We start from the raw sequence: 21,119 nt of genomic DNA on the forward strand, positions 1-21,119 counted from the left end.
ATGGTTGAAACGATGCGCTAATTGATTCGCCTATCCGAACGCAGGCGATCCACCGCCAGATCGATAAAGGCCCGGACCTTGGCCGGGGCATGACGGCCTTCGGGATGGACGATATGGATCGGCAGTGGTTCAGGTTCATAATCAGACAAAACCACCTCAAGCGAACCATTCTCGATAAAGGGTACCGCCTGATAGGACAGCATCCGAACCAATCCCCATCCGTCAATCGCCGCCTTGCGGGCCGCTTCAATCGAATTGGTTTGCAGTCGTGCATTTACCGAAAGACGGATGTTCTGATCTCCACCAAACTGCCAATCCAGCGGCGCCGATGATCCGGTTGACGCAACAACCCTGTGCGCCCCGATATCCGCGGGCCCCTGCGGCCTGCCACACCGTGCAAAATAATCGGGTGATCCGCAAATGATACGCCGTACCGTCCCGACCTTGATCGCACTCATCGATGTATCGGCCATATGCCCGATACGAATGGCAAGATCGATGCCTTCCTCGACAATATTGACAATGCGGTCAAACAACAGCACCCGACCGCGTACTTCAGGATACAAATCGAGAAATTCGGTCATCACCGGAAATATATACATCTGCCCGAACAGAACCGGAGCCGTGATGGTCAATGTGCCGCTGGGCCGGGCATAGGCACCGCCTGCAGCAGCCTCCGCTTCTTCCAAATCAGCAAGCAATCGCTTGCAGTCATCATAATAATTTGCCCCCGGCTCGGTCAGGGTGACGGACCGTGTTGTCCGTGTCAAAAGCCGGGCACCGGTGATTTCCTCCAGGAACGCGACTGCACGTGTGACGGCGGGCGGGCTTGATCCCAACTCCCGTGCAGCCGCAGCAAAGCTTTGCGCCTCGACAACGCGCACAAAAATTCTCATCGCCTGAAATCGATCCATGGTGCTTTTCCTGCACTGCCAACACATAATTCCATTTTACGGAATAATGAATTCCCGGAAAACCATATTCCATAAAACTAAGGAAACAGTCATGGTAATTGGCATCGCATCGACCTTGTATTTGAAGAAGGACTTGGAACAATGAAGCTGCATTATTTCCCCCTCTCGGGCCATGCCCATCGTGCCCACCTGTTTCTAAGCCTTATGGGCGTTGACCACGACGTCGTGGTTGTAGATCTGCCCAACGGTGCCCATAAATCGTCGAAATTCCTGAAACTGAACCCGCTGGGTCAGGTTCCCGTACTTGAAGACGGCGACGTGGTGATTGCCGATTCCATCGCCATCATGACCTATGTTGCCAAGAAATACGGTGCGACCGACTGGTTGCCCGAAGATGCCGAAAGTGCCGCCAAGGTCCAGAAATGGCTTTCGATCGCGGCAGGCCAGATTGCCTATGGCGTCTGTGCTGCACGTCTGGTCACGGTTTTTAATGCCCCGTTCAATGCCGACGAGGTCATTGCACGCGCGCATGCCATTCTGGCCCATATTGAGGCCGCGCTTTCCGGCAAAGACTGGCTCGAACTGGACCGCCCGACCCTCGCCGATGTCGCGCTTTACAGCTATATCGCCAATGCGCCTGAGGGCAATGTTGACCTTGCCCCCTATGGCAATGTGCGCGCCTGGCTCAAACGGGTCGAAGCCCTATCCGGTTTCGTGCCGTTCGAACAGACTTCTGCCGGCCTGCGCAAGTCAGTCTAATGGTCCGTCTTTCACCGTACTTGCCCCCTGCACCAACTCGGCGCCCCCTCTCCCCGGACCGGCCCGTCCCCCTCTTTGTGTCGTAAAGGAAACTGCCATGAGCACGCCCTTGATGTCGTCTGCCCCCCTGCAATTTACCCCTTCTGGCACGAACACCAACAGCCCGTGGCACGAAGGTGAAATTCACATGCAGAAGCTGGTCGGGGTCGATGCCCGCATGGCCGAGGTTGGCAAACGTGTTCTGCGCGACCACCTGATCGAACAGCATCGCCAGTTTTACCCGCAACTCCCCTTTGCCGTGTTTGGCGCGGTCGATGACAATGGCGACGTCTGGGCAACCCTTCGCGCCAACCATCCCGGTTTTCTGCATTCGCCCGATCCCTATCAGCTTGCGGTCAATATCCCGCGTGATCCGGCTGATCCGGCCGATGCCGGGATGGATGATGGCAAAGCAATTGGCATGATCGGGATTGAACTGCACACAAGACGCCGCAACCGTCTGAATGGCACGATCGCGCGTTTATCTGATAGCGGTTTCGCAATCCGGGTCGGGCACAGCTATGGCAACTGCCCGCAATATATTCAGTTGCGTGATTTCGAGTTCACCCGCAATCCACTTTCGCCTCAAACCGGTTCGCGGGCGGATTTGGAAAGCACGTTGAATGATCAGGCGCGCGCGATGATTGCCGCGGCCGACACCTTCTTTGTCGCAACCTATGTCGATCGTCCGGGCGAAAAGCGCGAGGTTGATGTTTCACATCGTGGAGGCAAACCCGGATTTGTCCGCATCGATGCCGATGGCAGCCTGACCATTCCCGATTTTGCCGGAAACCTGTTTTTCAATACGCTGGGTAATATCATCGCAAATCCCAAGGCAGGCCTTGTTTTTACCGATTTCGCCAATGGCGATGTCCTGCAAATCACCGGCGATGCCGACGTTATCATCGACGGCCCGGAAATTGCCGCCTTTCAGGGTGCGGAGCGTTTGTGGCGGGTTTTCCCGCGCAAGGTCGTGTTGCGCAAGGCCGCCCTTCCGATCCGCTGGCGCGATCAAATCGACGGGGCATCGCCCAACAGCCTTCTGACCGGCGACTGGGAAACGGCGGAACGCAAGATCGCGTCGATGAAAAATGCGATTATTTGGAAAAATTTCAAAATCGCGCGGATTGTGAAGGAAAACAGAATAATCAAATCCTTCCACCTTGAACCACTCGACGGGACTGGAACCCTGCCGCACAAAGCCGGACAGCACCTGCCGATCCGGGTCACGGTGCCCGGCCATGACAAACCGCTGATCCGCACCTATACGCTTTCAAGCGGCCCGGCGGACAATCGCTATCGCATCAGTGTGAAGCGCGAAGGCTTGGTTTCAAGCCATTTGCATGACCATCTCGCCGAGGGCGATGTGATCGAAGCCCGCGCGCCTGCTGGTGATTTTTCGATCGACGCCCATGTCAAACGCTCGGCAGTTCTGATTGCGGGCGGCATCGGAATTACGCCGATGATCTCGATGCTGCGCCACATCGTCTATGAAGGGCTCCGCACCCGCGGCTTCCGGCCGACATGGCTGTTTTACGCCGCGCGCACCCTTGAAGACCGGGCGTTTGATGACGAGCTGGTCGAACTGGTCAAAGCAGCCCAAGGCAGCATTCGCCTTGTCCGCGTCCTTGCCGATCCGACTGATGCCGAACCACGCAGGGATTACGAGGCATCCGGGCATATCGACATGAATTTGCTGCGCTCCCTGCTGCCGTTTGACGATTTCGATTTCTATCTGTGCGGTCCGCCACCTTTCATGCAGGCGATATATGATGGTTTGCGCGGCCTTAACATTACCGATACCCGCATCCATGCCGAGGCATTTGGCCCCGCATCGCTGCAACGCAGACACGACAGCCAACCCGATTTGCCGGAACTGGCACCGGCAAGCAGCACGGAAACTAAGGTCGATTTTTCAAGCTCGGGCCAAAGCACAATCTGGAAGCCGGGTGATGGCAAAACCCTGCTGGAACTGGCCGAAGATGCCGGATTGGCGCCAGAGGCAAGCTGCCGGGGTGGGAATTGCGGCACATGCCGGACCAAAATCCTGCAAGGAAACGTGACCTATAAAACCCGGCCATCGGCCAAGACCGCCGCGGACGAGGCACTTATTTGCTGTGCCGTGCCCGCGGCTGTGGAAGATGACAGCAATGAGCCACTCGTTCTGGCGCTTTGATCCGGTCTTGGATTGCAAGGGCGGGCGCGACGTTCTATCTAGGTCGTAACTTTTAAAACGACTTTTGACGGAGCTTCCCGCCCCATGGCCGATCCGATCACCGTTTTTGATCGCCACATCCTGAAACTGCGCCGCGACCGCGCGGCAAAGCGCGCCAGCGAGTTCAATTTCCTGTTTGCTGAAACAGCCGAACGCCTTGCCGACCGGCTAGACGACACCACGCGCAAATTCCCGCTGGCGGTTGATCTTGGCTGTCACAATGGCGAGCTTGGCCAGATCATCGGTGCACGTGGCGGGATCGAAACCCTGCATCAATGTGACATTTCATATGGTTATGCGCAGTCAGCCAAAATGCGCAATGAGCGCACTACATTCGTTGCCGATGAAGAATTCCTGCCGTTTGGCGATGGATCGCTTGATCTGATCCTTTCGAACCTGTCGCTGCACTGGGTCAATGACCTGCCCGGTATGCTGCTTCAGGCAAGGCGCGCGCTTAAACCCGATGGTCTATTTCTGGCATGCCTTCTGGGCGGCGATACGCTGCGCGACCTGCGCGAGGCGCTGATGACCGCCGAGGCCGAAGAAGAAGGCGGCGTGTCGCCCCGCGTGTCGCCCTTTGTCGATGTTCGCGATGCCGGGGCGCTGTTACAGCGCAGCGGCTTTGCCCTGCCGGTGGTCGATAGCGACGATATCACCATTGATTACCCTGATGCGCTGAAACTGATGCGCGATCTTTCGGGGATGGGGGAAAGCAACCTTGTCGCCATCCGGTCCAAAAAATTCACCAAACGCAGCACATTGGCCCGTGCGGCGGCAATTTATCACGAACGTCACGGTCGCCCGGATGGCCGCGTTCATGCCAAATTTCAGGTGATCTACCTTACCGCATGGGCCCCGGACGAAAGCCAGCCAAAACCGCTGCGTCGTGGTACCGGTCAGGTCAGCCTTGTCGATTTTCTGGGTGACGTGCCAGACAAGCCCGATCCAGCCAGAAGCAATTAGTCACAAATTTTGATTTAACCGATCAAAAACAAACAGTTACCGGAATTTGACATGCTCCTTCCTTCTCCCCTGATTCAGGGCAAGCTGATCAAACGTTACAAACGGTTTCTGGCCGATATCGAGCTTGAAAATGGCGACATGATCACCGCCCACTGCGCCAATCCCGGCGGGATGATCGGATTGAAGGAAGCCGGGATTGATGTCTGGCTATCGCAATCAGACAATCCGAAACGCAAACTGAAATACAGTTGGGAACTGTGCCGGGTTCGCGGTGCGATGGTTGGCATCAATACTGCCCATCCCAACGCAATCGTCGAAGAAGCGATACTGGCGGGCAAGGTGCCCGAACTGGCCGGGTATGAGACGCTGAAACGCGAAGTCAAATACGGCAAAAACTCCCGTATCGATATTCTGCTGTCCGATCCGGTCAAAGGGCTTTGCTATGTCGAGGTCAAGAACGTTCACCTGAAACGCGATGATGCCGTGCCGGGACTGGCCGAATTTCCCGATGCGGTGACTGCGCGTGGGGCAAAGCATCTCGATGAAATGGCCGACATGGTCGCAGAGGGGCACCGTGCCGTGATGTTCTATCTGATCCAGCGTGATGATTGTGATCAGTTTGCCCTGGCATCCGATATCGATCCGTATTACGCGAAGCGATTTAAAGCAGCAACCAAAGCCGGGGTAGAAGCGATTGCCTATGACTGCGTGATTGATGTCAAGACACCGTCGGTCACCGTAAACACCGTACTTCCAATCCGCGACATCAGCACAAAGTGACGGCATCCTTGCCAATTTCGCCCTGTCCGATTATGTCATTGAACTATGTTGCGATACAGCGACCATTGAATTTACTGCCGAACCAAGGAGATTTCGGGTGGCGAACGGAAAAGTAAAACTGCACGGACCCGAAGCATTCGAGGGGATGCGCGCCGCCGGACGGCTGGCTGCGGAAGTGCTCGATTACATTACACCTTTCGTTGTCCCGGGCGAAACGACCGGCAGGCTTGACCAATTGTGCGATGAATATATTCGCGACCATAATGCGGTTTCGGCCTGCCTTGGATATCGCGGTTTTCCGAAATCGATTTGCACCTCGATCAATCATGTTGTCTGTCACGGGATTCCCGGCGACAAGAAACTGATGAATGGCGACATCATGAATATCGATGTCACCGTCATTCTTGATGGCTGGTATGGCGATACATCGCGCATGTATATCGCAGGCACGCCCAAGGTGATGGCACAGCGCCTTGTCGATGTGACCTATGAAGCATTGTGGCGCGGCATCAATGCCGTCAAGCCGGGGGCGACCCTTGGCGATATCGGTTATGCGATCCAGAGCTATGCCGAAAGCGAACGTTTTTCGGTTGTGCGTGATTTCTGCGGTCACGGGCTGGGTCAGGTTTTCCACGATGCGCCAAATGTCCTGCATTATGGCCGCCCGGGCGAAGGACTGGTTCTGGAACCCGGCATGATTTTCACCATAGAGCCGATGATCAATCAGGGTACCTATACCTGCAAAATCCTGCCTGATGGCTGGACAGCTGTAACGCGGGACCGCAAACTGTCCGCACAGTTCGAACATTCGCTTGGCGTCACCGATGACGGGTTTGAAATCTTTACCCGTTCGCCCGCCGGGCTTGAAAAACCACCATACGATATCAGTGCAGCCGCCGAATAAGGCCGCGAACGAGGGGGAAGCGGATTTGAGCGAAACAGAAGATCGCAAAGCTGCTTCCCGTCCTGACACGCCGATTGATGCTCAGATTGATGACGGCGCACAGGTCTTTTTCGATCAGACGCGCGATGCCGTCCCGGTCGGACAAAGCGGCCAGTTACCGGCATCCCCAACAGACGCAAAGCCCCCCAAACCTCACTATCACGGTCACCGCCAACGCCTGCGCGAACGGTTCCTTAAAGGCGGGGCAAATGCGCTTGCCGAGTATGAATTGCTGGAACTTCTGCTATGCATGGCGATGCCGCGCGGTGATGTCAAACCGCTGGCAAAATCGCTGATTGCGCAGTTTGGCAGCTTTGCCAATGTTCTTGCCGCCCGGCCCGAGGATTTGCAAAAGGCCAAAGGCCTTGGCGAGGCCGGAATTGCCGCGATCAAGGTCGCCGAAGCCAGCGCGCAGTATCTGGCACGCGAACGCGCCATGGAATTGCCGGTACTCGCCAGTTGGGAACAGCTGATCGATTACTGCAGGGTGCGGCTGGGCCATCGCAAGACCGAAGAACTGCATTTGCTGTTTCTGGATCGCAAGAACCGGTTGATTGCTGATGAATGTCATCAGACTGGCACGGTCGACCACACCCCGGTTTATCCACGTGAAGTGATCAAGCGCGCGCTGGAACTGCATGCCAGTGCGATCATTCTGGTTCACAACCATCCCAGCGGCGACGCTACGCCATCGCGCGGCGATATCGACATGACCCGCAAAATTGTCGAGGCGGCAAAGGCGATGGAAATCATCATCCACGATCACATCATCATTAGCCAGGCCGGATATAATTCGTTTAAGACCCTTGGCCTGATTTAGCCACATGATCCAGCACGATATGAGATCGTGCGTTTGGAATAAAAGTGCAGCGCCGCCGTAAAGCGAACAGAACTAGCCAGAAACAGTTGGCTAAAACGGAAAATCTGGTCAGCCATTGAGAACAGCCGACCAGATATCTGTCTCTGAATTTTCAATTGTCTCGAACAATGAAGACGACCGAGGTCAAATCCTTCCTTCAGCAACCATTTCACGAGTCCGCTTCAATGTAGACATCAGGGCTGCTTTGTAGCCGTTATTGCTATCGAACTGTGCTTGCTCTGCCTGTTCTTCCGAGCCGTTAGGTTCCTTGTCGCGCAGTCCGAGGTAGCAGTAGAATTTGAGCTGAAGGTCGCCCGCTTCATCTTCGAACAGTTCGTTGATGATCGCCCCCTCCCGCGGGCCGGTTGCCTGAAAGAAGGTGACCTTACGTCCGGGCTCCAGCGTAATGATCTCGCGCAGGTCGGCACCGCCGATCGTAGCATCGCGGACGAAATGTGTTGAGCTTTCCTCTGTGACATCGCAACGGGTACAGAGGCCAGCCGGAAGAAATTGTCGCGCATCACGAGCTTTCAGCTCAAGGCCCTTCCAGACCTGTTCGCGTGTCAGTCTGGGTTGACCTTGCGGGTTAACCGGGACGGTCGCGGTCGAATATATCATGTCGATGATCCTTTTTTCGGTCGGGTTGGAATGAGGGCGATCAGTCAACGATCTGCGCGACATAGTCACGATAGGAGCGCAGCGGACGGCCAAGCATCGATGTCAACCGGTCAACGTCACCGGCATCCGGAAGCATGCCATCGCTCAGGAACCGCTCCGCCATCAGACGCATATCAAAGGCCATCCAGCCTGGCATGAACTGACGCAGGTTCTGTTCAAACCCAGCAGTATCGTTGCCGGGAAAGGTGATCGTGCGGCCAAGGACATCGCCCCAAATCGTGGCCGCATCCTTGCCGGTCAGCGTATCCGGGCCAACAAGGTTGATGCGATTGATCGGCAGCGGTGTTGCCGCTTGCTCACGGCGGATCAGTTCGAGCGCAGCAATTTCGCCGACGTCACGTGCATCAATCATTGCAAGTCCCTTTTCACCAATCGGCATCGGATAGATGCCAAAGTTGGTGACAACGTCCCTGATTGTAATTTCGTTATCCATGTAATAGGCCGGGCGCAAAATGGTGGCACCAAGACCCATTTGTTCGATCATCCGCTCAACACCGAACTTGCCCGCGAAATGCGGCACGTTGACATAGATATCGCTGTGGATCACCGACAGATATACGATCCGCTCGATCCCGGCCTCGCGGGCAAGGTTAAGCGTAATCAGCGCCTGCGTGTATTCGTCGGCAACAACCCCGTTCAGCAGAAAGAGGGTCGAGACGCCGGAAAGGGCGCGCCGCAGTAAATCGACATCAAGCATATCGCCCTGAACGACTTCCACGTCGTTCGGGAAACTGGCCTTGGACGGGTCACGGACCAATGCACGCACATCGGCACCGCGTTTCACAAGTTGTTCGACAACATTGCTTCCGACATTGCCGGTCGCGCCGGTTACCAGAATGGTCATGGTTTTTCTCCTTGGTTGAGCAATTTGACTGCCCCCAATTTAATGATCCACATTCATGGCAATAGACGTTATATTTAGACAAACTGTCTCATTGGCGGAACACATGGACCTTCTTGCCCTTGCCGACTTCAATCTGGTCGCCCGACACGGTGGGTTTGGGAAAGCGTCGCGCGCCACAGGCCGCCCAAAAGCGACACTGTCACGCCGCGTGGCAGAGCTGGAGGCAAGCCTTGAGCTGCGTTTGTTCGAACGCAGTGCCCGACTTATCAAACTGACCGAAGAAGGAAGGGCGCTGTTCGAGCGGACGAGCCAGTTGTTCACTGAACTCGACGAGACGACTGCGGCAATTGCCTCTGGCGGACGCGAACCGAGGGGGAAACTTCGAATCAGTGCGCCTTTACTGTTTTCGCAGACTGCGATGGGGAAACTGGCTGCGGACTTCGCCCTCAAATATCCGAAGGTCCGGCTTGAGATCACGACCGAAGATCGCCCGGTCGATATGATTGAGGAAGCCTATGATCTGGTAATAAGGGTCAACCCGGAACCTGATGAAAGCCTTGTCGGTCGTGTGTTCCTGCGTGACCGACTGGTGATCGTTGCTAACCCGGGCCTGACGCCACCGATGGATGACTCCTATGTCCCGGCTGTTGTACGGGGGCAAGTCCGCCAAAACGAAAGCTGGAATATGAAAACATCAACCAGCCAGTCAAAGATCGCGGTCAATCCGGTCCTGAGCCTCTCATCGCTCGTCATGGTTCGGGACGCCGTACGCAAAGGAGTTGGCGCGGGACGACTTCCGGTGTCGCTTGTGAGTCAAGATCTTGCCGATGGTACGCTGGTGCATTGGGGCGATGTGGACGGCCCGGAAATCACCTTATGGGCGCTCTATCCGTCACGCCGATTGCTAAGCGCGCGCGTCTCGGCGTTCCTAGACTTTCTAAGGGATGCTTTTCCCAAAGGAACTCCGGACGAGTTGGCGGCCTATGTGGGAAGATGAAAGCCATATAGCTTGGCTTCCATGCCTGCTGTCCGATTGAAAACAGCACAGAAAAGGCGGGTCGGCCCACTGGACATGACCGACCCGCCAGAAACCGGCCGCCTGAATTTGGGGGGCAGGAGACCGGTGCCTGAACCCAAAGGTCAGAAGTTGTAAACCAGGCCCAGACCGATGCTGTAAACATAGTCATCATCAATCAACGGACTGTCGGTATAGCTGTCAGGCAGCAATTCCACCCCACCGGTTCCAAGCAGAACGATACTTTCGGTAATCGGATAGGTCACAGAAACGTCAAGATGTGGGATGAAGGCAGCATCCGCATCATAGGCGGCCCGGTCACTTCTGACTTCGGAGCCGCTGACACCGACATGGTAGTTTGCCAGCTTATCGCTTTGCCAGCGTACCCCGCCACCCCAGTCGAATGTTACATTCTGCAAATCCATCGGGATGGTATAGGTGAGGTCCAGTTCATGACCGTCATGGGCGTCATTCAGATCGGTCAGGTAATAGGCTCCAACCTCCCCCCGCCACAGGCGGCTGGTGAAACCGATCCCGGCTTCATAGGCCATGTCGCGTTCATTCATACCGCGCAGATAGTCACTATCGCCATTTTCAAACGGCTCCATGCGAAGTGCACCAAGCACGTCAAGACTGGCAAACTCGTTTTGCCATGCGGTGACAGATATCCCATCGGTCCCGATATGCAGCCGATCCGCATCATAGGCCAAAAGCGGCAAAGGATCTAAATCGACGCTGTCCGCACCGCGATAAGGATTGCTCTCAACCTGGCCATATGCCCCGAACTGCCAGACGCCGCCAAGCCACGGATCGGCTTCGTCCTGTTTGGGATTGACCTCTTCGCGCAGGATGTCCCTTGTACCTTGCTGCGCATTGGCCGAGGTGCCGATAAAAAGCAGAAGCGCGCTTGCGCATAATCCGGTCCCCAACAGGATCAAACCGTTCCCGACCAGATTCGAAACTCTATAAAAACTCATTTTGTCCGATCACCCTTGTATCAGTTTTGGTGATCCGACTATGCCGATCCGCCCAGTGCATGGCGTCCGGCTCTGTATCCTCGAACCTGATTTACACACCCCAAAGGTACGAATGCACATTCGTACGCGCTAAGTGTTTGTATTTAATATTTTCTCATCCCGGTACGCACTGGGCGTTTTGCCGGTGATTTTCTTGAAAGCCAGATTGAAAGTTGATTTCGAATTAAACCCGACACTGATTGCGATATCGAGGATCGTGCGATCCGGCTCCTCGATCAGAAGGCGGGATGCCTCGTTTGTTCGGACCTCATTGACGAAATCAAAGAAGCTTTTGCCTAGATGCTGGTTCAGGACATAGGAAAGCTGGTTGGGTGTCACGCCAACCGCATTGGCAAGTTTCGGCATAGTCAGAAGCGGATCGAACATCAATTCGCGTGCGGCGACGATACGATCCAGTTTTGCCCGTATCCGGCTGACATGATTGGGATCGACCTTGCGCGCCAGAACGGATCTGCGCCTTTCTTCGTCACTTTCACGGGTGTTTTCAACCTCGTCACGTTCGGGCTGAACGAACAATGCCGGGTTCACTGCAATAACGTGACACATCCGGAAGAACACCAGAACGAAGGTCGCCTTCACGCCGAGCTGTAACCATTCACTGCGCGAAACGATGGTATCAAAAAGATTGATCAGCGTGAAAAGGGTAAAAATCACACTTAACCCGAGAAGCAGTTCCAGCACCCAACGCCGGAGTCCTTTGCGATCCACTTCAAGCTGCCGACTGGCATCCTGTAGATACCGAACCGCAACACGCCAAATACGGAACATGTAACTTGCAAACTGAAGACAGAATGTCGTTATCAGCAAAATCAGCAGCATATTGAAGATCTTACCTAGCCGGAAATCCAGATCGACATTGATTTCCTCGATGGTCACCCCAGACAAAGAAGTGTCAGGACCGAGCAAGTACACCACACCCATCATCACCACCGACACAGGAAGCATAACCGCAAAATGCCATGAGGGCCTGACAGAAGGTTTCCCCGATATTTCCAGAAAATACAGATAGATAGCCGGGATGAAGGCAAAATAGAAAGGGGTAAAGACGGGGGCCAGATACAGATTTACAAGCGGACTGACCATTGTATCGATAATGTCATCCGCAAAGCTCATTCCCACAGCCACCGCGAATATCATCAGCCAGCGATTGGCCCGAAATGCGCGCCTGCCCTCGCCCCGCAGAAGAACAACCAGAAAAATGGTCTGGGCCGCACCGAGGGCCGAAATCAGCAACAGCAACAAGTCAATCGGTTCCAACATTCATGCGTCCGTGATTTGCGGTGATACGGGAGGGATATCTGAATTCCGGCCAAGACTAGTCAGGATATCGGGCTACTGACCAGTGCTACACTGCGAAAGGCTCTCCGATCGATAAACACTTGGCGTTTTGCCGGTAGTTTTCTTGAAAGCCAGATTGAAGGTGGATTTGGAATTGAACCCGACACTGATTGCGATATCGAGGATCGTGCGATCCGGCTCCTCGATCAGAAGGCGGGATGCCTCGTTTGTTCGAACCTCGTTGACGAAATCAAAGAAGCTTTTGCCCAGATGCTGGTTCAGAACATAGGAAAGCTGGTTGGGTGTCACACCGACCGCATTGGCAAGTTTCGGCATGGTCAGAAGCGGATCAAGCATCATATTCCGATCTGTGACAATCCTTTCAAGCCTGGTGCGAATGCGTTCTATATTGGAAACGTCTACAATTGCACGCGACATTGGGGCGTCTTGGTCATCAGACTCTTGTGCGGGACCATGAGGCACAGATAGATCGTCAAAAACGCCGCCTTCGGTTTCCGGCTGCACAAAAAGCGCAGGATTCTGCGCAATCACCTGGCACATCCGGAAAAAGACAAGCACAAACCCCACCTTGACACCAAGCGACAGCCACTCCGCCCGCGACACAAACAGATCGAACAGATTGGTCAGGGTAAAGACAGTAAACAACACGGTCATGCCGACAAGAAGTTCCGTCACCCACCGGCGCAGCCGTTCACTATCGGCCTGAAGCTGCCAGTCGGCCTGTTGCAGATAACGTCGCGCACACCGCCAGATGCCCGTCATGTAAACGGCAAATAGGACACAAAACAGAATCACGATGGCCAGCAACACCATATCGGCAAGCCCCGTTGCCGAAAACTCGATCTGCAAACCGGCATCACGAATATGACCATTGTTGGCGATCATACGCGCACGTTTCAGGTAGACCATAAGCCCGATGGCCGCAGTAACCGGCAACAGCACCAAAAAATGCCGATATGGTCGTGGAGCCGGATCGCCGGAAATCTCCCGGAAATACAGATAGATCGACGGGATCAAGGCAAAAAAGAATGGCGCAAAAACCGGAACAAGATACAGGTTCGTCAGCGGGCTGATCATCGGATCGAACGTATCATCGATAAAACTCATGCCGACAGAAAATCCGAATACCATCAGCCATCGATTGGCCGTAAATGCCCGTTTCCCTTCATCCATCAGCAGGACAATTAGGAAAATCGCCTGTGCAGTTCCAAGAACCGAAACGATCAGAAAAAGAAGATCAAGTGTTTCAAACATTCATGTGTCCGTCGCTTGCGACGATAAAGGTTACAACAGCGATATCATACCCACGCTCCCCCGCTGAAAAGCAGAAAACAGCCCTATGGTGCTGTGTTACGCTGCGACATGGTTTCTGATCGGTAAACACTGGGTGTTTTGCCGGTGATTTTCTTGAAGGCAAGATTGAAGGTCGATTTCGAATTGAAACCCACACTGGTCGCGATATCAAGGATCGTGCGATCCGGTTCATTGACCAGCAAACGGGATGCCTCGTCCGTCCGGGCTTCGTTGATGAAGTCAAAGAAGCTTTTGCAAAGATGCTGGTTTAAGACAAATGAAAGCTGATTGGGTGTCGCTCCCACGGCGATCGCAAGCTTTGGCAGGCTGACTAGCGGATCGAAAAGCAGATCGCTTTTAGCTTTTATATCGTCAAGTCGTTTACAAATTCTGCTGATTTCGTCGGCATCTACCAGGTTGCGAGGTGCAAACCGGGTTTGCTTCGTCCCGGTTGGAAAGAAGACACCAGTGCTGTTGTCCATTTCTATCTCTTGCACCCCATCCCATTCCGCCTGAACGAACAGAGCCGGGTTGGCCGCAATCAGGTGACATAGACGCAAAAACACCAGAACAAAACCAGCCTGGACGAACACAACCGACCAGTCACTTTCCGTTGTAAAGATTTCGAGTATGGTGGTCGCAGCAAAAATCACAAAGATGACGCTGATACCGATCAGAAGTTCGCGAACCCAGCGCCGCAGGGCTTTTTCATCTGCCCCCAACTGTTCCCTGGCCTGACGCAAATATCGATAGGTAACCCGCCACGTCCGCACCATATAAATTACGACTTGCAGATACAGCGCGAAAATCACGGTTAAAGGGATCATCCCCAGGACAAAATGATCCTCAAGTTCCAGTTCGATCTCGCCCTCGCCAACAATCAAGTCCTGAAAATTTTGCAAAATCAGAAAAACCGAAACAACCAACGACACGAATACCGGCAGGATGATCGCGAAATGCAACAAGGGCCGTCTTGCGGAATGCCCTGCGATTTCGCGGAAATACAAAAATATTGCGGGCATTAGGACAAAGGTCGCCGTCAGGAACACCGGGATCAGATACAGGGTTATCGACGGTTCCAGCAACACATCAGCCAGATCTTCAACGAAGCTGAGACATACAGCGATGATGAAAACAAATAACCAGCGATTGGCACAAAAGGCACGTTTCCCCTGTTGATACAGCAACAGCAGCAGGAACATCCCCTGTACCAAACCGACAACCGCAATCAGCAACAGACAAAGTCTGGGTGTTTCGAGCATGGTGGCATCACATCATCTGGCTTTAATGTTTCCCGCATCAGGAAAGACTGCTTGGCGGCACTATCTGATTTCGAAACCCGAACAGAAGAAGGGCAAAGTTGCAAAATGCCTAGCCCGACAATACCGATTTCACAACGAAAAATTGTGCGACACTGAAATGGCATATCGCCGGGAGGCGTCCCGGGCAAGATACCTGCCGGAAGTCCATGATTTCACCAAAACGGGAAACATTAACCACTCATTTTCGCGCCAAGATACTGATTCTCGGTGGTTTTGATGCAAAAATATGCAACCTTTCCCATCGCCCGATTCGTAACCAGTTGTTTTCACCGCCAACCCTTTGAATGTGAACTATTTCACATTTCACGCATATAGTGTCCAGCCTGCGACACAAGGCATGACGTTACGCACGAAACGGTTTTGCAGGCTCTGGTTGAAGCCCTCTGCCACCGAACAATCATTGGCAATCCATCCAAATTTCGCAAAATTCCATCAATAAATTACCTATATCACGCAAATAACCACCAATTGTTTCAGGTTTGTGGAATCGTGACTTGCAGATTACGCATGTCAGTCTCAGTATTTTTGCGTACGTACTTTCAGGGAGTACGTCGACAACAAAGCAAAATGGATGAGGGAGACATTACACATGTCAAAACACGCGAAGACCGCAAACGGTCTCGTGAAGGGATTGCTTAATTCCTCGCGGGTGTTTGTGCTGGGTACGGCATTGCTTGCCGGGTCCATGACCATGCTGTCGACCACACATGCGCAGGCGGAAAAAATCCTGCGTGTCGGCAATGACGGCGAACCGCAATCGATGGACCCGCATTATATCTCGACGGTTCAGACCAGCCGTATTTCGGACGATATGTTCCTGGGTCTTCTGACCTATGGCCCGAATGGCGAGCCGGTCCCGGGTGCAGCCGAAAGCTGGACCGTTTCCGACGATGGCATGACTTATACCTTTAAAATTCGCGACCATAACTGGTCGGACGGTGTTCCGGTCACGGCACAGGATTTCATCGCGGGCTGGAACCGCCTGCTTGATCCGTCGACCGGGGCGGAATATGCGTCCCTGCTTTATATCATCGAGGGTGCCGAGGCTGTTAACAGTGGCAAGGAAGGCGCGAAAATCGCCGCCACCGCACTGGATGACAAAACCCTGCAGGTTAAACTGACCGCACCTGCCCCCTACTTTCTGGCCCAACTGACCCACCAGACCGCTTTCCCGATCCCGCAGCATGCGGTTGCCAAATTTGGCAAGGATTGGGTCAAGCCGGAAAACATTGTGGTAAACGGCCCATACAAACTGACGGAATGGCTGCCGAACGTTCATACCAAGCTTGAAAAGAACCCGGAATTCTATGACGCGGCCAATGTGCCGATCGACGAGGTGATTTATTACACCCACGAAGATCGCACCGCGATGCAGAACCGTTTCCGTGCCGGCGAACTGGACGTTGCACGCGACATCGCATCCGAACAGATTTCCTGGCTGCGCGATAATCTTGCCGATAGCCTGCGCATCGTTCCTTATGCCGGTATCTATTATTATGCGATCCGCACCGACAAGGACATGTTCAGGGATGCGCGCGTGCGCAAGGCATTGTCGATGGCGATCAACCGCGAAGCCATCACTGATTCCGTCCTGAAAACCGGCGAACTTCCGGCTTATTCCTTTGTCCCGCCGGGAACCGGCAACTACGGCGAACCGGCCTATATTTCGTGGAAAGATCTGCCCTATAACGAAAAACTCGAAGAAGCCAAAAAGCTTCTGGCCGAAGCAGGTTACGGTCCGGATAATCCCCTTAAATTCACGCTTCGTTACAACACGTCGGAAAACCACAAACGTATCGCGATTGCGGTTCAGAACATGTGGAAGCAGATCGGCGTTCAGGCCGAACTGTTTAACACCGAAGGCAAAATCCACTATGCCGACCTGAAAGTCGGTAATTTTGAAGTGGCACGCGCTGGCTGGATTGCTGATTACAACGACGCACAGAACTTCCTATTCCTGGGCGAAGAACGCACCGGCCCGCTGAACTATGCCGCATTCGACAATCCGCGTTTCAACGAACTGATGCTTGAAGCCGAAAAGGAAGGCGACCTTAAAAAGCGTGCCGAACTGATGAAGCAGGCCGAAGCCATCATGATGGAAGCGCAGCCCTACGTCCCCATTTACTATTATGTCTCGAAACAGCTCGTTTCGCCAAAGATCGAAGGCTGGATCGATAACGCCCCGGATCGCCACCTGACCCGCTGGCTCGACATCAAAGAGTAAACGCCGGAGACATTTGCCGCAGGTCCGGTTAACGGGCCTGCGGCATTCCACCGGCCCCCAATGGGGATGAGAGAGAATTATGTTATCTTACGCCATCCGGCGCCTGATGATCGCGATCCCGACGCTGTTCATCGTGATTACGGTTGCCTTTTTCATGATGCGCATCGCACCGGGCGGACCGTTCGATCAGGAACGTGCACTGCCGCCGGAAATCGAAAAAAACATCAAGGCCGCCTATGACCTTGATAAGCCGCTGATCGAACAATACACGATCTATATCGGTAAAATCCTGCGCGGCGATTTCGGCCCCTCAATCAAAATTCGCGATTTCTCGGTCGCCGAACTGATCATGGCCGGGGCGCCTGCTTCGATGCAGCTTGGCCTGTCGGCGATCTTCCTTGCCCTGATATTCGGGGTCGGGTTTGGCACCTATGCGGCACTCCGGCAAAACAGCGCGGTTGATTTTGTCGTGATGGGCGTTGCCATGGTTGGCATTGCCATTCCGAACTTCGTCATGGCACCGCTTCTATCGCTTGTGTTTGGTCTGTATCTGTCGATCCTGCCGACCGCGGGATGGGGCGATGGCGGCATTGAATACAAGATTTTACCGATCATTGCCCTTGCCCTGCCGCAGATTGCCTATATCGCACGTCTGACACGCGGCTCGATGGTCGAAGTCCTGCATTCCAATTACATCCGCACCGCACGGGCCAAAGGTTTGCGCGAAAAGCTTGTCGTGAACCGGCATGCGATCAAGGGCGCACTTCTGCCGGTTGTGTCCTATCTCGGCCCGGCAACCGCGGCGGTGATGACCGGCTCTGTGGTCATCGAAACCATCTTTGGCGTGCCCGGCATCGGGACCTATTTCGTCAAGGCAGCGCTTAACCGCGACTACCCGCTCGTGATGGGTGTGGTGATTGTCTATGCGGTGATGATCATCTTTCTGAATTTCCTGGTCGACACGGTTTATGGCCTGCTCGATCCCAAGCTGAAGTCACGCTAATGATGAACAAGGATCAAAAAACAGCGATGCTCCAGGCGGCAGGCGCCCCCGGAGAAATCGAGGGACGCAGCCTGTGGCGCGACGCCCGTATTCGACTGTTTCGCAACAAGGCCGCCGTCGGCTCGATGATCATTCTGGCGATCATTACCCTGATGGCGATTTTCGCCCCGCTGCTCAGCCCGTTTGCCTATGACCAGATCGACTGGGGCTATATTCAGGAAGGCCCGAACTGGGAAAACGGCCATATCCTTGGCACAGATGGTAATGGTCGCGATATTTTCATCCGCATCCTTTATGGCGCGCGCGTATCCCTTGCGGTTGGCTTGCTGGCAACGGCAGTGTCTCTTGTGATCGGGGTGACCTATGGCGCGGTTGCCGGTTATTTCGGCGGGCGTATCGACAACATCATGATGCGGTTCGTTGATGTGCTTTACTCCCTGCCCTTCATGTTCTTTGTGATCATGCTGATGGTGGTGTTTGGCCGAAACATCTTCCTGATCTTTGTCGCTCTTGGTGCGGTTGAATGGCTGACCATGGCACGGATTGTCCGCGGGCAGACGCTGTCGCTTCGGCGGCGCGAATTTATCGAAGCTGCCCATGCCACAGGTGTTTCGAACTTCAAGATCATTTTCCGCCACATCATCCCCAACGTTCTGGGACCGGTCATTGTTTACATGACACTGACCATTCCGCAGGTGATCCTGACCGAAAGCTTCCTGTCGTTCCTGGGCCTTGGTGTGCAGGAGCCGCTGACAAGCTGGGGCGTTCTGATTTCCGAAGGGGCGAAAGTGATCGAAGCGGCGACCTGGATGCTTATTTATCCGGCGATCTTCCTGGCACTGACGCTGTTCTGTTTCAACTTCATCGGCGACGGATTGCGCGACGCCCTTGACCCGAAGGACAGATAGGCAAATGACAAATCATATTTTGACTGTTGAAAACCTTCGCGCCCGCTTCCAGACCCCGGATGGCGAGGTCGAGGCCGTCAATGACATCAACTTCCACATCGATCCGGGCGAAACGCTTGGCGTCGTGGGCGAGTCCGGATCGGGCAAAACCCAGATTTTCCTTGCCGTGATGGGACTTCTCGCCAAGAACGGCAAGGCCACGGGTACCGTGCGCTACAAGGATAAGGATATTCTCAATATCCCGTCGCGCCAGCTCAACAAAATCCGCGGTGTCACGATGTCGATGATCTTTCAGGATCCGATGACATCGCTTAACCCGTTCCTCAAAATCTCAAAACAAATGACCGAGGTGCTGGTGGAACATCGCGGCATGTCCGAGGTCGATGCCCTTAAACGTGCGATCAACATGCTAGATCGTGTCGGTATTCCAGGTGCGGCCCAGCGCGTGCATATGTATCCGCACGAATTTTCCGGCGGCATGCGCCAGCGCGTGATGATTGCCATGGCGTTGCTGTGCGATCCGGAGGTCCTGATTGCCGATGAACCAACCACCGCCCTTGATGTGACGGTGCAGGCACAGATCCTTGATCTGTTGCGCGATCTTAAAAAGGATTTCAATACAGCCATTGTCATGATCACCCATGATCTTGGCGTGGTCGCGGGCCTGTGTGACCGGGTGATGGTGATGTATGGCGGGCGGATTGTCGAAACCGGAACGGTGCGCGACATTTTCTATGACAGCCATCATCCCTATACCGAGGGACTTTTGAAATCGATGCCGCGCATCGACACCGCAAGCGAGGAAAACCTGTTTGCCATTCCCGGACAACCGCCCAACCTGCAAAACCTGCCACAGGGCTGCGCCTATCAGGAACGTTGCGCCTATGTGATGGACCGATGCTGTGTTTCCCGCCCCGGCCTGTTTGGCTTTGACGTCGGTCGCGCCAGTGCCTGCTTCCGGGAGGACGGCCAATGAATGCGATCCGTAAAAAGAAAAGCGTCCCGATCCTGTCCGTGCGTGACCTCAAGGTTCACTTTTCCCTGCCGGGCAAAGGGTTTTTCGGTCCCGAGCGTAAACTGAAAGCCGTCGACGGGATCAATTTCGACCTGTTTCCCGGCGAGACGCTTGGCATTGTTGGTGAGTCCGGTTGCGGCAAATCGACCCTTGGTCGTGCGATCCTGCAACTGATCCCGCCAACCGACGGGCAGGTCGTGTGGCTGGGTCGCGATATTGTCGGGGCACCACACCGCGAAATGCAACCGCTGCGCCGTGACCTGCAGATCATTTTTCAGGACCCGCTGGCCAGCCTGAACCCGCGTATGACAATCGGCGAGATCATTGCCGAACCGCTGGTGACCCATAAGCCGGAACTGGGTAAGGACGAAATCAAGGCACGCGTCAAACGCATGATGGCGCGTGTCGGGCTTTTGCCGCAGATGATCAACCGCTATCCGCATGAATTTTCGGGCGGGCAGTGCCAGCGTATCGGCATTGCACGTGCGATGATCCTGGAACCGAAACTGATCATCTGCGACGAACCGGTTTCAGCCCTTGATGTCTCGATACAGGCGCAGATCGTTAATCTGTTGCAGGAATTGCAGCGCGAATTTGACCTGTCACTGATTTTCATCAGCCACGATCTTTCGATCGTACGTCATATCTGCCACCGCATATTGGTGCTGTATCTGGGCAATCTTATGGAGCTTGCCGACCGCGACAGCATCTATGCCGCCCCCAAACACCCCTATACGCAGGCGCTGATTTCTGCCGTCCCTATCCCCGACCCGGAAATCGAACGCACCAAGGAACGCATCGTGCTGACCGGTGATTTGCCCAGCCCGATCAACCCGCCATCGGGTTGCGTGTTCCGTACCAGATGTCCGTTTGCCAAAGATGTCTGTGCAACCGATGTGCCGAGCGTTGACATGATCAACGATCAGCATCAGGTCGCCTGCCATTTCCACGAACGGATGTAGGAGGGCAACCTCCCTTTGCACCACCCAACTTGACCGGGCCGTCTCAC

General features: G+C 54.4%; 19 protein-coding genes. 12 read left to right on the forward strand and 7 right to left on the reverse strand.

The genetic code is table 11. The features are described 5' to 3' along the window. Positions 1-17: 17 nt before the first annotated feature. The gene (locus tag J7395_RS00390) at positions 18-914 is read right to left on the reverse strand and encodes a LysR family transcriptional regulator (RefSeq protein ID WP_062958360.1); all 897 of its coding nucleotides are present in this window, start codon (positions 912-914) and stop codon (positions 18-20) included. Positions 915-1,055: 141 nt separating this feature from the next. Here J7395_RS00390 and J7395_RS00395 point away from each other — a divergent pair, with 141 nt between their 5' ends. The 6 genes from J7395_RS00395 (at position 1,056) to radC (ending at position 7,433) form a co-directional block, all read left to right on the forward strand. Beyond that, on the forward strand, positions 1,056-1,673 hold the full coding sequence (locus J7395_RS00395; RefSeq protein ID WP_209220191.1) for a glutathione S-transferase: 618 nt from the start codon (positions 1,056-1,058) through the stop codon (positions 1,671-1,673). 97 nt (positions 1,674-1,770) lie between these two features. Then, entirely contained in the window at positions 1,771-3,888 is a 2,118-nt protein-coding gene (locus tag J7395_RS00400) for a pyridoxamine 5'-phosphate oxidase family protein (protein WP_209220192.1), read from the forward strand. An 84-nt stretch (positions 3,889-3,972) separates the two neighbouring features. Next, positions 3,973-4,890, forward strand: a complete 918-nt coding sequence (locus J7395_RS00405) for a methyltransferase domain-containing protein (protein WP_209220193.1) — start codon at positions 3,973-3,975, stop codon at positions 4,888-4,890. A gap of 51 nt (positions 4,891-4,941) precedes the next feature. Then, on the forward strand, positions 4,942-5,670 hold the full coding sequence (gene sfsA / locus J7395_RS00410) for a DNA/RNA nuclease SfsA (protein WP_209220194.1): 729 nt from the start codon (positions 4,942-4,944) through the stop codon (positions 5,668-5,670). Between the two features lie 97 nt (positions 5,671-5,767). Then, positions 5,768-6,574: a type I methionyl aminopeptidase gene (map, locus tag J7395_RS00415; RefSeq protein ID WP_062953366.1), complete on the forward strand. Its 807-nt coding sequence runs from the start codon at positions 5,768-5,770 to the stop codon at positions 6,572-6,574. Positions 6,575-6,599: 25 nt separating this feature from the next. Beyond that, a complete protein-coding gene (gene radC / locus J7395_RS00420) occupies positions 6,600-7,433 on the forward strand; it encodes a DNA repair protein RadC (protein ID WP_247741909.1) in 834 nt (277 codons plus the stop codon). 183 nt (positions 7,434-7,616) lie between these two features. On the opposite strand, the gene J7395_RS00425 is transcribed toward radC, so the two are convergent. Next, positions 7,617-8,090 (reverse strand): SRPBCC family protein, encoded by a 474-nt coding sequence (locus tag J7395_RS00425; protein WP_062958365.1) that lies wholly within the window; start codon positions 8,088-8,090, stop codon positions 7,617-7,619. A gap of 40 nt (positions 8,091-8,130) precedes the next feature. Then, the gene (locus J7395_RS00430) at positions 8,131-8,994 is read right to left on the reverse strand and encodes an NmrA/HSCARG family protein (protein ID WP_209220196.1); all 864 of its coding nucleotides are present in this window, start codon (positions 8,992-8,994) and stop codon (positions 8,131-8,133) included. 103 nt (positions 8,995-9,097) lie between these two features. Between J7395_RS00430 and J7395_RS00435 the strand changes: the two genes are divergently transcribed. Beyond that, on the forward strand, positions 9,098-9,991 hold the full coding sequence (locus J7395_RS00435; protein ID WP_062958367.1) for a LysR family transcriptional regulator: 894 nt from the start codon (positions 9,098-9,100) through the stop codon (positions 9,989-9,991). A 143-nt stretch (positions 9,992-10,134) separates the two neighbouring features. On the opposite strand, the gene J7395_RS00440 is transcribed toward J7395_RS00435, so the two are convergent. The 4 genes from J7395_RS00440 to J7395_RS00455 all read right to left on the reverse strand — a co-directional run bounded on the left by J7395_RS00440 (position 10,135) and on the right by J7395_RS00455 (position 14,900). Next, complete coding sequence (locus J7395_RS00440) at positions 10,135-10,986, reverse strand: MipA/OmpV family protein (protein ID WP_209220197.1); 852 nt, start codon at positions 10,984-10,986, stop codon at positions 10,135-10,137. A 129-nt stretch (positions 10,987-11,115) separates the two neighbouring features. Further along, a complete protein-coding gene (locus tag J7395_RS00445; RefSeq protein WP_209220198.1) occupies positions 11,116-12,306 on the reverse strand; it encodes a helix-turn-helix domain-containing protein in 1,191 nt (396 codons plus the stop codon). A 72-nt stretch (positions 12,307-12,378) separates the two neighbouring features. Beyond that, entirely contained in the window at positions 12,379-13,599 is a 1,221-nt protein-coding gene (locus tag J7395_RS00450) for a helix-turn-helix domain-containing protein (protein ID WP_209220199.1), read from the reverse strand. A gap of 83 nt (positions 13,600-13,682) precedes the next feature. Beyond that, complete coding sequence (locus J7395_RS00455; RefSeq protein ID WP_209220200.1) at positions 13,683-14,900, reverse strand: helix-turn-helix domain-containing protein; 1,218 nt, start codon at positions 14,898-14,900, stop codon at positions 13,683-13,685. A 649-nt stretch (positions 14,901-15,549) separates the two neighbouring features. Here J7395_RS00455 and J7395_RS00460 point away from each other — a divergent pair. From J7395_RS00460 to J7395_RS00480, 5 genes are all read left to right on the forward strand, one after another. After that, entirely contained in the window at positions 15,550-17,184 is a 1,635-nt protein-coding gene (locus J7395_RS00460; protein ID WP_209220201.1) for a peptide ABC transporter substrate-binding protein, read from the forward strand. 79 nt (positions 17,185-17,263) lie between these two features. Then, positions 17,264-18,187, forward strand: a complete 924-nt coding sequence (oppB, locus tag J7395_RS00465; protein WP_062953357.1) for an oligopeptide ABC transporter permease OppB — start codon at positions 17,264-17,266, stop codon at positions 18,185-18,187. A 26-nt stretch (positions 18,188-18,213) separates the two neighbouring features. Beyond that, positions 18,214-19,095 carry an ABC transporter permease subunit gene (locus J7395_RS00470; protein WP_062953445.1) on the forward strand — a complete coding sequence of 294 codons (882 nt, stop codon included), beginning with the start codon at positions 18,214-18,216 and terminating at the stop codon, positions 19,093-19,095. Positions 19,096-19,099: 4 nt separating this feature from the next. Next, complete coding sequence (locus J7395_RS00475; RefSeq protein ID WP_209220202.1) at positions 19,100-20,071, forward strand: oligopeptide/dipeptide ABC transporter ATP-binding protein; 972 nt, start codon at positions 19,100-19,102, stop codon at positions 20,069-20,071. Beyond that, on the forward strand, positions 20,068-21,072 hold the full coding sequence (locus tag J7395_RS00480; RefSeq protein WP_209220203.1) for a dipeptide ABC transporter ATP-binding protein: 1,005 nt from the start codon (positions 20,068-20,070) through the stop codon (positions 21,070-21,072). The genes J7395_RS00475 and J7395_RS00480 overlap by 4 nt, the downstream gene beginning before the upstream one ends. The last annotated feature ends 47 nt before the right edge of the window (positions 21,073-21,119 follow it).

Source organism: Thalassospira sp. A3_1, from assembly GCF_017744215.1.
GTDB lineage: Bacteria > Pseudomonadota > Alphaproteobacteria > Rhodospirillales > Thalassospiraceae > Thalassospira > Thalassospira lucentensis_A.

What these genes read in the sequence shown, in the direction of transcription:
- J7395_RS00390 (WP_062958360.1), bottom strand. Translation starts at nt 914, where the DNA reads ATGGATCGATTTCAGGCGATGAGAATTTTTGTGCGCGTTGTCGAGGCG.
- J7395_RS00395 (WP_209220191.1), top strand. Translation starts at nt 1,056, where the DNA reads ATGAAGCTGCATTATTTCCCCCTCTCGGGCCATGCCCATCGTGCCCAC.
- J7395_RS00400 (WP_209220192.1), top strand. Translation starts at nt 1,771, where the DNA reads ATGAGCACGCCCTTGATGTCGTCTGCCCCCCTGCAATTTACCCCTTCT.
- J7395_RS00405 (WP_209220193.1), top strand. Translation starts at nt 3,973, where the DNA reads ATGGCCGATCCGATCACCGTTTTTGATCGCCACATCCTGAAACTGCGC.
- sfsA (WP_209220194.1), top strand. Translation starts at nt 4,942, where the DNA reads ATGCTCCTTCCTTCTCCCCTGATTCAGGGCAAGCTGATCAAACGTTAC.
- J7395_RS00425 (WP_062958365.1), bottom strand. Translation starts at nt 8,090, where the DNA reads ATGATATATTCGACCGCGACCGTCCCGGTTAACCCGCAAGGTCAACCC.
- J7395_RS00430 (WP_209220196.1), bottom strand. Translation starts at nt 8,994, where the DNA reads ATGACCATTCTGGTAACCGGCGCGACCGGCAATGTCGGAAGCAATGTT.
- J7395_RS00435 (WP_062958367.1), top strand. Translation starts at nt 9,098, where the DNA reads ATGGACCTTCTTGCCCTTGCCGACTTCAATCTGGTCGCCCGACACGGT.
- J7395_RS00440 (WP_209220197.1), bottom strand. Translation starts at nt 10,986, where the DNA reads ATGAGTTTTTATAGAGTTTCGAATCTGGTCGGGAACGGTTTGATCCTG.
- J7395_RS00445 (WP_209220198.1), bottom strand. Translation starts at nt 12,306, where the DNA reads ATGTTGGAACCGATTGACTTGTTGCTGTTGCTGATTTCGGCCCTCGGT.
- J7395_RS00450 (WP_209220199.1), bottom strand. Translation starts at nt 13,599, where the DNA reads ATGTTTGAAACACTTGATCTTCTTTTTCTGATCGTTTCGGTTCTTGGA.
- J7395_RS00455 (WP_209220200.1), bottom strand. Translation starts at nt 14,900, where the DNA reads ATGCTCGAAACACCCAGACTTTGTCTGTTGCTGATTGCGGTTGTCGGT.
- J7395_RS00460 (WP_209220201.1), top strand. Translation starts at nt 15,550, where the DNA reads ATGTCAAAACACGCGAAGACCGCAAACGGTCTCGTGAAGGGATTGCTT.
- oppB (WP_062953357.1), top strand. Translation starts at nt 17,264, where the DNA reads ATGTTATCTTACGCCATCCGGCGCCTGATGATCGCGATCCCGACGCTG.
- J7395_RS00470 (WP_062953445.1), top strand. Translation starts at nt 18,214, where the DNA reads ATGCTCCAGGCGGCAGGCGCCCCCGGAGAAATCGAGGGACGCAGCCTG.
- J7395_RS00475 (WP_209220202.1), top strand. Translation starts at nt 19,100, where the DNA reads ATGACAAATCATATTTTGACTGTTGAAAACCTTCGCGCCCGCTTCCAG.
- J7395_RS00480 (WP_209220203.1), top strand. Translation starts at nt 20,068, where the DNA reads ATGAATGCGATCCGTAAAAAGAAAAGCGTCCCGATCCTGTCCGTGCGT.